Genomic DNA, 9,152 nt, shown 5'->3' with positions numbered 1-9,152 from the left:
GATCGATATGTCGCTGTCGAGCAAGACCGAAGCCAGGCTGCTGAGCCACGAGGACCAGCAGCTGATCGGCCAGACCCATCATCCCGCGATCTACGAGAATTCGCGCGAGGAGCTGCAGGAGCTGCGCCAGCGGCTGCGCGGCCTTCGCGATCGGGAGCGTACCTTGCTCCATCAGAAGGTCCGCGAGAGCCGAGGCAAAGCCGATCCGCGCGGCGGCAGCTTCCCCGGGACCGCCGATCATCCTGGCCGGCGCAAGCAGCTCTTCGCCCAGGCGCTCCGGCGTGTGAATGGCGAATTCCACCGCCTGCGCAGGATGGAATCGCGCGCCGCGCTAACGCTCTCGGCACGCCGCGCGCTGGCGCTGCGCAAGTCCGGCGCGCAGTTCGCGCCCGAGAACGAGCCGACCGCGCACACCGGCACCCGCCCGATCCCGAGCCGCCGCGGCAAATCGCACATCCCCGGCAGCCAGGTGGGCAGCGTCACCAAGGCAACCCAGCGCGCTCAGGCTGCCAAGGACAATCGGGGGGATGGGGGCTGAGGCGCAACATAATCCGATTCCGCTTCTGAAGCGCCGCCGCGTCGATTAACGTCGCGGCTCGATTCGGGGGCAATCAATGTTGGGCTTTCTCGCGGCGCCGGAGAATATCGTCTTCGTTTCCGCCTTGCTGCTGACGCTGTTGGTCGGTGTCGTGCAGATCTTCGGCATCGGCTTTCATGCGGATCTGGCCGACGTGCCCGATGCGGACATCGCCGGTGGTGATTTCGACCTTTTGTCTTGGCTGGGCGTCGGCAAATTGCCGCTTCTGGTGTTGCTTGTGGCGTTCCTGTCGATCTTCGGCACCCTGGGGCTGATCGCCCAGCAACTAAGCCGCGATGTGGGCGGAATGCTCGTATCGCCCTGGATCTTGGTTCCCGCGGTGGGGGCGGTGTCCGTTCCGCTCACCAGGCTTGTCGCCGGCGGGCTGGCGCGCATCCTGCCGCGCGATCACACGACGGCGATCGACTTGGACTGGCTCGTCGGGAAGCAGGCGATGGTCGTGACAGGCCACGCCGCCCCGGGCTCACCGGCGCGGGCGCGCGTGGAGGATCATCATGGGCAGCTCCATTATGTGATGGTCGAGCCGAACGATCCGGCCCAGCATTTTGAAGAGGGGGAGGCGGTGCTTCTCGTGCGTCGGGAAGCCGAGGTTTTCCGTGCAGTTACCCGCGGCGACTTCCATCTGCCGCGACTATAGGGGGAATAAGTGACTAGCGATATCGCGACGCAGGGGACGTCGATTGTTCCCTATCTCGTCTTTGCCGGCTCCGGCCTGCTGGGTCTGATCGTGATCGGGTTGATCGTCGCCAAGCTCTACAAGCGGGCATCCAAGGAGATCGGCTTCGTCCGCACAGGATTCGGCGGCGAGAAAGTGGTCATCAACGGCGGCGCGCTGGTGTTGCCGGTGTTCCATGAGACCATGCCGGTCAACATGAACACGGTGCGCCTCGCGGTTGAGCGCAAGAACACCGACGCGCTGATCACGCTCGATCGGCTGCGCATCGACGTGAAGGCGGAATTCTATGTCCGCGTCCGCCCCGACGCGCAGGCGATCGCCACCGCCGCGCAGACGCTTGGCATGCGCACGATGCATCCGGATGCGCTCAAGGAGCTGGTCGAGGGCAAGTTCGTCGATGCGCTGCGCTCGGTCGCGGCCGGCATGACGATGGCGCAGCTTCACGAGCAGCGCAGCGAATTCGTCCAGAAGGTGCAGCAGGTCTCGTCGGTCGACTTGGCGATGAACGGGCTCGAGCTGGAATCGGTCTCACTGACCGGGCTCGATCAGACGTCGATCGAGCACTTCAACGCCAACAATGCCTTCGACGCCGAGGGTCTCACCAAGCTCACCGAGCAGATTGAGCTCCGCAAGAAGGCGCGCAACGACATCGAGCAGGACACGCGCGTCCAGATCGAGACCAAGAATCTGGAGGCTCAGCGCCAGTCCTTCACCATCGCGCGCGATTCCGAGTTCGCGCGGCTCGAACAGGAGCGCGAGGTCGAAATGCGGCGCGCCGAGCAGGCAGCTGAGATCGCGCGCGAGCAGGCAGTCCGCCAGCAGGAGGCCGACCAGGCACGCATAGAAGCCAAGAAGCTGGTCGACAGCCAGCAGATCGAGGCCGACCGTGCGGTGCAGCAGGCCAAGATCGCGCAGGAGCAGGTGCTGGCGCTCGCCCGGCAGGAGCAGCAGATCGCAGTGCAGAACAAGAGCCGCGAGGAAAGCCAGGCAAAGGCCGAGGCCGACAAGGCCCGGGCCGAAGCCGTGGTGGCGGAAGAGCAGGTCGGCACCGCGCGTGAGGCCGAAATTGCCGAGCGCCAGAAGCGGATCGAACTGATCGACGCCGCTCGCGAAGCCGAACGCGCGGCTATTGCGATCAAGGTGGAAGCGGATGCAGCGAAACAAGCGGCGGCCGACCGGGCCGAGGCTGCGCGGCTGCTGGCGGAGGGTGAGGCCGAGGCGGCCAAGCTCAAGGCCGAGGCCGATCGGGTCCGTTTCGAAGTGGAAGCCGCAGGCCAGCGCGCGGTCAACGAGGCTGCCAACCTCCTGTCCTCAGACCAGGTGTCGCTCTCCGCGAAGCTGGCGCTTCTCAAGGCTCTCCCCGACGTCATCCGCGAAGCGGCACGCCCGATGGAGTCGATCGATTCGATCAAGATCGTCCAGGTCGACGGGCTGGCGGGCGGCGCCGGCCATGGCACGGGCGTCGCGAACGATGCCGGCGACGGGAACCTCGCCAATGCGGCGGTGGCCGCGGCGCTGCGCTACCGCGCGCAGGCGCCTGTGATCGACGGCCTGATGAAGGAACTCGGGTTCGACGGTACGACGCTCGACAGCCTCGTCGCGGGCGCGGCGGGTGCGCCTGCGCCGTCGCCTGCAGTCGACGCCGCTGAATAACGGCCTTCCGGGGAGCGCAAGGCAGCCGCGCATGGCTGCCTTGCGCGACCGCGCCGACGGACCCTAGATCCTGCTGTCGCCTTCGACGAGCTGGGCCGAGATCTGGTCGGCGGCCTCGCGCACCATCTCGGCGGTCTCGCGGCGCGAGATCGCGGGCTGGAGTTTCTTGAGATAGGGGACGGTCAGCGCCGCCGCGGCCATGCCGCCGCGCATCACCGGGGCCGAGATGTCGGTCACGCTCGCGACGAACTTGCTCGGTGTCAGCTCGACATGGCGCTCGCGCACGGCATCCGCATGCGCGCGGAATTCGGCGAGCTCGGCTTCGTCGAGTGGCGGATCGAACAATTGCTCCCAGCGGCGGCGGACGTCCTCGGGCTGGAAGGCATAGAGCACCGCGCCCGACGCGGTCTGGTGGAGCGGGCGGCGATAGCCGACGCGCACCGAGAAGCCGAGTTGCTCGCTCGATTCCATACGCGCGACCACCACCATCTCGCCGAGCGTGTGCAGCGCCAGGTGGCACGACTGGCCGACCGCGAGCGCGAGCTGGCGCATCACCGGCAGCGACGCCTCGATCAGGTTGCGCGTGCGCGGCTGCTGCATGCCGAGCGAGAAGAGCCGGTCGGTCAGGCGATAGCCGTCGCTGCCTGGGTCCTGCTCGATGTAACCCCGAAACTCGAGTACCTGCACCATGCGGAACAGCTCGCCGTGCGAGCGGCCGAGCCGATTGACAATGCCGGTGAGCGTGACCGGACTGCTCTCGGCCGCGAGCAGCTCGAGGATATCGAGCCCTTTTTCGAGCGCGGGCGCGCGATAGCGCCGGCCGCCTTCCGCTTCATTGCCTTCGTCCACGTCCGCCACTGGCACTCCTGTCCCCCTGCTCGTTCCGACGATCCTTTCCCTAGATCGTCCAGCCGCCGTCGATCACATGGATTTGCCCCGTGGTGAAGGCCGATTCTTCCGACGCGAGATAGAGCGCCAGCGCGGCGATCTCTTCTGCCTTGCCGAGACGGCCCATCGGCTGGCGCGCCTCGAAATCGTGGCGGGCCTGTTCATAGTTCCCGGTCGCGTGCAGCCGCTGCTGGAGCGAAGGCGTGTCGATGGTGCCCGGGCAGATCGCGTTGCAGCGGATGCCCTGCGCCACATAGTCCGCAGCGACCGCCTTGGTGAGGCCGATCACCGCCGCCTTGGACGCGCCATAGGCGAAGCGGTTGGGGACGCCGGTGATCGAGCTGGCGACCGAGGCCATGTTGACGATCGACCCACCGCCCGAGGCGAGCATCGCCGGAAGCGCGGCGCGGATCGTGCGGAAGAGTGCGGTCACGTTGAGGTCGAACGAGAAGTTCCAGTCCTCCTCGCTGCAATCGAGGATCGTCCCGCCCGCGACCACGCCGGCGCAGTTGAACAGCGCATCGAGCGGGCCTGCCTCGGCGATCACGGCTTCGATCGCAGCGGGATCGAGCACGTCGAGCGCGCGCAGCGTACAGCCTTCGAGCCCGGCGAGCGCGTCGAGGTTGCGGTCGGTCGCCCATACGATCGCGCCTTCGGCTAAGAACAGCTCGGCCGAGGCACGGCCGATGCCCTGCGCCGCGCCGGTGATCAGTGCGGTCTTGCCCGCCAGCCGTCCGCTCATGCCGCAGCTGCCATGCCTGGGGTAGGCGCGTCGGCGCGCAACAGGCCCTCTGCCTTCAATTCTTCCCACAATGCTGCGGGCAGCACTGCCCGATAGCGTTCCATTGTTTCTTCGGCCTCCTTGGGTTGGGCAATTCCGGGGATCACGCTCGCCACCGCCGGGTGGGCGAGCACGAACTGCAGCGCCGCCGCGCCGACCGACACGCGGTGTCGCGCGCACACGGCCTCGATCCGCTGCGCGCGTTCGATGATCGCGGCAGGAGCGGGGGCGTAGTTATAGGCGAGCCGCGGCGCGGCGGTGCCCGCGGCGAGGATGCCCGAATTGTACGGCCCGCCGATCACCACCGACACCCGCTCGGCCAGGCAGCGCGGCAGCAGCACGTCGAGCGCTTCCTGCTCGAGCAAAGTGTAGCGCCCGGCGAGCAGGATCACGTCCATCCGCGCACGGTCCATGAGCTCGAGGCAGACGGGGATTTCGTTCACGCCCAGCCCGAACGCCGAAATCGCACCCTCGCTGCGCAGCCGCTCGAGCGCGCGGAAGCCGCCGCCCTCGACGAGCTGCGCGATCATCGCCGGGTGCGCCTCGCCGTGCGTCATGCGGCCGATGTCATGGACGTAGAGGATGTCGATCCGGTCGCGGCCGAGCCGCTTCAGGCTGGTCTCGTGCGAGCGCAGCACGCCGTCATGGCTGTAGTCGAACACCGGCACGAACGGCAGCGCCTGGTGATAGCATTCGCGCTCGGGCGGGAGCGGCCCGTCGGCGGGATGCAGCAGCCGCCCGACCTTGGTCGAGACGACCACGTCGCTGCGCCCGGCGAGCGCGGCGCCGAGCCGCTGCTCGGCCAGCCCGAAACCATAGAAGGGCGCGGTGTCGGCATAGGCGATCCCGGCATCGAGCGCCGTCGCGAGCGTGCGCGCCGCGTCCTCGTCGGAGACCGGGCGATAGAGGTTGCCGACGGGCGCGGTGCCGAGGCCGAGCTCGGGCAGCGCAAGCGCGGTCTCCGCGACGTGGCGGCGGGGAAGGGCGTAGGTCACTGGTCCTCCAGCCGGAAGATGCATTGCATGGCCACCCATTTCTCGCCCTCCGCGGCGTGCGGAAGCGGCTGCTGGAAGCGCCACATCAGCGCCTCCCATTCCGCGTTTTCCGGTGGCTCGGGCACGGCGCGCGGATAGTCCTCCGCCACTTCGGCGATCATCGTCATCCGATTGCCGGTGCGCCAGATCTCCATCGCCTCGAAGCCCAGCGCGCGCAGGTGCGCGGTCACCGCGGGCCACACCGCCCCCGGGGCGTGGCGCGCCTCGTACTCGGCGATGAGTGCGGCATCGTCGATCAGGTCCAACGCGAAGCACAAGCGCCGCATGTCTCATCCTTCCCCGGTCCTTTGCGAACCGCTCGATTTGCGCAGACATAGCAGACAAGCACGCTTGCGCCAGTGGCGTTTAGCAAATATGAAAACAATGATCATCTACAAACAGATCGACCAGTGTTGCGGACCAATGCGCCGCGCGGAAGGGGTTAAGCAGGCGATGCGGCACGCGAGTACGCCGAAGAGTGAAGCAGGAACCCGGGCCTGCGGGAGGGCGGCGCGATGACCGTCATCACCCGGCTGCGCGTCCTCGACGTCCGCTTCCCGACCTCGACGCGGCTCGACGGTTCGGACGCGATGAACCCCGATCCCGATTATTCGGCGGCCTATTGCGTGCTCGAGACCGACCAGCCGGGGCTGGAGGGGCATGGCCTCACCTTCACGATCGGCCGGGGCAACGACATCTGCTGCGCGGCGATCGAGGCGCTCGCGCCCCTGGTCGAGGGGCTCGACCTCGACTGGATTCGCGCCGACGGCGCGTGCTTCTGGCGCCGCCTGACCGGCGACAGCCAGCTGCGCTGGATCGGGCCCGAGAAGGGCGTGATCCACCTCGCCACGGGCGCGGTGGTCAACGCTGTCTGGGATCTCTGGGCCAAGGCCGAGGGCAAGCCGCTGTGGCGGCTGATCGGCGAGATGTCGCCCGAGGAGATCGTCCGGCTGATTGACTTTCGCTACATCACCGACTGCATCACCCCCGACGAGGCGCTGGCGCTGCTCCGCGCCCGCGAGGCCGGCAAGGCCGAGCGCATCGCGCGGCTCGAAGTCGAGGGCTATCCCGCCTACACTACCTCGGCAGGCTGGCTCGGCTATTCGGACGAGAAGCTCGAGCGGCTATGCCGCGAGGCGATCGAGCAGGGCTTCGAGCACGTCAAGCTCAAGGTCGGCCGCAGCGTCGAGGACGATGTCCGCCGCCTCGCCATCGCGCGGCGCGTGCTCGGCCCGGACCGCAAGCTCATGGTCGACGCGAACCAGGTCTGGGAAGTCGGCGAGGCGATCGCGCATCTGCAGGCGCTCGCCTTCGCCGATCCCTGGTTCGTCGAGGAACCGACCAGCCCCGACGACGTGGAGGGGCACCGCGCGATCCGCGAGGCGTTGGCGCCGGTGCGCATCGCCACCGGCGAGATGTGCCAGAACCGCATCGTCTTCAAGCAGTTCATCATGCGCGGCGCGATCGACGTGGTGCAGATCGACGCCTGCCGTCTGGGCGGCGTCAACGAAGTGCTGGCGGTGCTGCTGATGGCCGCCAAATACGACCTGCCGGTCTGTCCGCACGCGGGCGGTGTGGGGCTGTGCGAATATGTCCAGCACCTCGCGATGATCGACTATCTCGCCTTCGCCGGCACGATGGAAAATCGGGTGATCGAATATGTCGACCACCTCCACGAGCATTTCGTTGACCCGTGCGTGATCGAGGGCGGCGCCTATCGCGCGCCCGAAGCGCCGGGCTTCTCGATCGAGATGAAGCCGGCGTCGCTCGCCGCCTATCGTTACGGCGCCGCAAGTGCTCCGGTCGGCGAATCGGCGGAGGCGTGTAGTTGAAATTCTGATGGCGCCTCGCGACGCGTCGGCTAGGCTGCGGGTCGCACGCTTGAGAACGGGGGGAAGGATGCGGGGAATCGCCAGGACGCTTGCCATCTGTCTTGCGCTCGCCGCACCCGCTTCGCTCGCGGCACAGGAAACCCCGCACCTCGTCACCAAGGACGGCAAGCACGCGCTGATCGTGGACGGCGCGCCGTTCCTGATGCTCGGCGCGCAGGTCAACAATTCGAGCAACTATCCCGCGGCGCTGCCGCAGGTCTGGCCGGTGATCGCGCGGATGCACGCCAACACCGTCGAGGTGCCGGTCGCCTGGGAGCAGATCGAGCCGGAGGAAGGCCGGTTCGACTTCAGCTTCCTCGACACGCTGGTGGCTGAGGCACGCGAACGCAAGCTGCGGCTGGTGCTGCTGTGGTTCGGCACCTGGAAGAACACCGGCCCCAGCTATGCTCCTGCCTGGGTGAAGAGCGACACGCGCCGTTTCCCCCGGATGCGCAAGCCCGACGGGACCGCGCATTATGCGCTGAGCCCGCACGGCGCGAACACGCTCGAGGCGGACAAGCGCGCCTTCGTGGCGCTGATGCGCAGGCTCGCCGAGATCGACCGCGACAACACCGTCATCATGGTCCAGCCGGAGAATGAGGCGGGCAGCTACGGCCTTGCGCGCGACCATTCGCCCGAGGCTGTGCGGCTGTTCGAGGGGCCGGTGCCGGCCGAGCTGGTCCGCGCGATGGGCAAGCAGCCCGGAAGCTGGACCCAGGTGTTCGGCAAGCGCGCCGAGCAGTTCTTCCACACCTGGTATCTGGCGCGCTACATCGACGCGATCGCGGCGGCCGGGAAGGCAGTCAAACCGCTGCCGATGTACGTCAACTCGGCGCTGGGCGACGCCTTCACCGACGAGACCGGCAATGTCGGCCCCTCGGGTGGCCCCAACTGGAACGCGATTCCGGTGTGGAAGGTGGCGGCGCCGCACATCGATGTCGCCGCGCCCGATATCTACAACCGCGATCCCGCCGCAGTGACGGCCTATCTCGACAAATATGCCCGGCCCGACAACGCGCTGATGGTCCCCGAGATCGGCAATGCGCGCGAATATGCGCGCTTCCTCTGGCCTGCGCTGGGCCGCGGCGCGATCGGCTTCGCGCCCTTCGGGATGGACGCGACCGGCTTCTTCAACTTCCCGCTCGGCGCGCGCGCGCTCGACGACGCGACGCTCGATGCCTTTGCGGCGCCCTATACGCTGCTCGAGCCGATCGCGCGCGACTGGGCGCGGATCGCCTTCGAGCATCCGACCTGGGGTGCCGCCAAGGGCGCCGACGCCGCCGACCAGTCGACCGTGCTCGGGCGCTGGCGCGTCACGGCGCAGTTCGGCCATTGGCAGATGGGCGAGCCCGAATGGGACGGGATGAAGGCCCACCCCAATCCGATCAAGGACGAGCCGGTGGGCGGCGGGCTGGTCGCGCAGCTCGGCCCCGATACCTTCCTGATCACCGGCAGCCACGTGCGGATGCGCGTCGGTCTCGCGAACCCGGCCACGGGCGAGAGCGCCCAGATCATCAGCGCCGAGGAAGGGAGCTTCGTTGACGGCAAGTGGCAGATGCGCCGGCGCTGGAACGGCGACCAGATCGACTATGGTTTCAATTTCACCGGCGAGCCGGTGCTGCTCAAGGTGACGATGGGCAGCTATCGTTGA

Annotated in this window: 9 protein-coding genes; 5 read left to right on the top strand and 4 right to left on the bottom strand. The window is 67.8% G+C overall.

What is annotated here, in order from left to right; all coding sequences use genetic code 11:
- The first annotated feature begins 7 nt into the window (after window positions 1–7).
- The 3 genes from J7500_RS14000 to J7500_RS13990 all read left to right on the top strand — a co-directional run bounded on the left by J7500_RS14000 (window position 8) and on the right by J7500_RS13990 (window position 2,927).
- Entirely contained in the window at window positions 8–538 is a 531-nt protein-coding gene (locus J7500_RS14000) for a hypothetical protein (RefSeq protein ID WP_294062423.1), read from the top strand.
- Between the two features lie 76 nt (window positions 539–614).
- The gene (locus tag J7500_RS13995; protein WP_294062422.1) at window positions 615–1,235 is read left to right on the top strand and encodes a YqiJ family protein; all 621 of its coding nucleotides are present in this window, start codon (window positions 615–617) and stop codon (window positions 1,233–1,235) included.
- A gap of 42 nt (window positions 1,236–1,277) precedes the next feature.
- Window positions 1,278–2,927 carry a flotillin domain-containing protein gene (locus J7500_RS13990; protein WP_294062681.1) on the top strand — a complete coding sequence of 550 codons (1,650 nt, stop codon included), beginning with the start codon at window positions 1,278–1,280 and terminating at the stop codon, window positions 2,925–2,927.
- Between the two features lie 63 nt (window positions 2,928–2,990).
- Here J7500_RS13990 and J7500_RS13985 read toward each other — a convergent pair whose 3' ends face one another.
- The 4 genes from J7500_RS13985 to J7500_RS13970 are packed head-to-tail and all read right to left on the bottom strand — an operon-like array spanning window position 2,991 to window position 5,917.
- On the bottom strand, window positions 2,991–3,785 hold the full coding sequence (locus tag J7500_RS13985; protein WP_294062421.1) for an IclR family transcriptional regulator: 795 nt from the start codon (window positions 3,783–3,785) through the stop codon (window positions 2,991–2,993).
- Window positions 3,786–3,825: 40 nt separating this feature from the next.
- A complete protein-coding gene (locus J7500_RS13980; protein WP_294062420.1) occupies window positions 3,826–4,557 on the bottom strand; it encodes an SDR family oxidoreductase in 732 nt (243 codons plus the stop codon).
- Window positions 4,554–5,591, bottom strand: a complete 1,038-nt coding sequence (locus tag J7500_RS13975; RefSeq protein ID WP_294062419.1) for an aldo/keto reductase — start codon at window positions 5,589–5,591, stop codon at window positions 4,554–4,556. Before J7500_RS13975 ends, J7500_RS13980 begins: the two co-directional genes overlap by 4 nt.
- Window positions 5,588–5,917, bottom strand: coding sequence for an L-rhamnose mutarotase (locus tag J7500_RS13970; RefSeq protein WP_294062417.1), 330 nt, complete (start codon window positions 5,915–5,917; stop codon window positions 5,588–5,590). The genes J7500_RS13975 and J7500_RS13970 overlap by 4 nt, the downstream gene beginning before the upstream one ends.
- Before the next feature lie 228 nt (window positions 5,918–6,145).
- Here J7500_RS13970 and J7500_RS13965 point away from each other — a divergent pair, with 228 nt between their 5' ends.
- The gene (locus J7500_RS13965; RefSeq protein WP_294062415.1) at window positions 6,146–7,462 is read left to right on the top strand and encodes an L-fuconate dehydratase; all 1,317 of its coding nucleotides are present in this window, start codon (window positions 6,146–6,148) and stop codon (window positions 7,460–7,462) included.
- A gap of 67 nt (window positions 7,463–7,529) precedes the next feature.
- Window positions 7,530–9,152, top strand: a complete 1,623-nt coding sequence (locus J7500_RS13960) for a DUF5597 domain-containing protein (RefSeq protein WP_294062414.1) — start codon at window positions 7,530–7,532, stop codon at window positions 9,150–9,152.

Source organism: Sphingomonas sp., from assembly GCF_017744835.1.
Lineage (GTDB): Bacteria > Pseudomonadota > Alphaproteobacteria > Sphingomonadales > Sphingomonadaceae > Sphingomonas.
Note: the sequence above shows the minus strand (reverse complement) of the source record. Positions and strands in the feature narration are given on the sequence as shown.

Coding starts and splice junctions, on each gene's coding strand:
- J7500_RS13980 (WP_294062420.1), bottom strand. CDS start 4,557: ATGAGCGGACGGCTGGCGGGCAAGACCGCACTGATCACCGGCGCGGCG.
- J7500_RS13970 (WP_294062417.1), bottom strand. CDS start 5,917: ATGCGGCGCTTGTGCTTCGCGTTGGACCTGATCGACGATGCCGCACTC.
- J7500_RS14000 (WP_294062423.1), top strand. CDS start 8: ATGTCGCTGTCGAGCAAGACCGAAGCCAGGCTGCTGAGCCACGAGGAC.
- J7500_RS13995 (WP_294062422.1), top strand. CDS start 615: ATGTTGGGCTTTCTCGCGGCGCCGGAGAATATCGTCTTCGTTTCCGCC.
- J7500_RS13960 (WP_294062414.1), top strand. CDS start 7,530: ATGCGGGGAATCGCCAGGACGCTTGCCATCTGTCTTGCGCTCGCCGCA.
- J7500_RS13965 (WP_294062415.1), top strand. CDS start 6,146: ATGACCGTCATCACCCGGCTGCGCGTCCTCGACGTCCGCTTCCCGACC.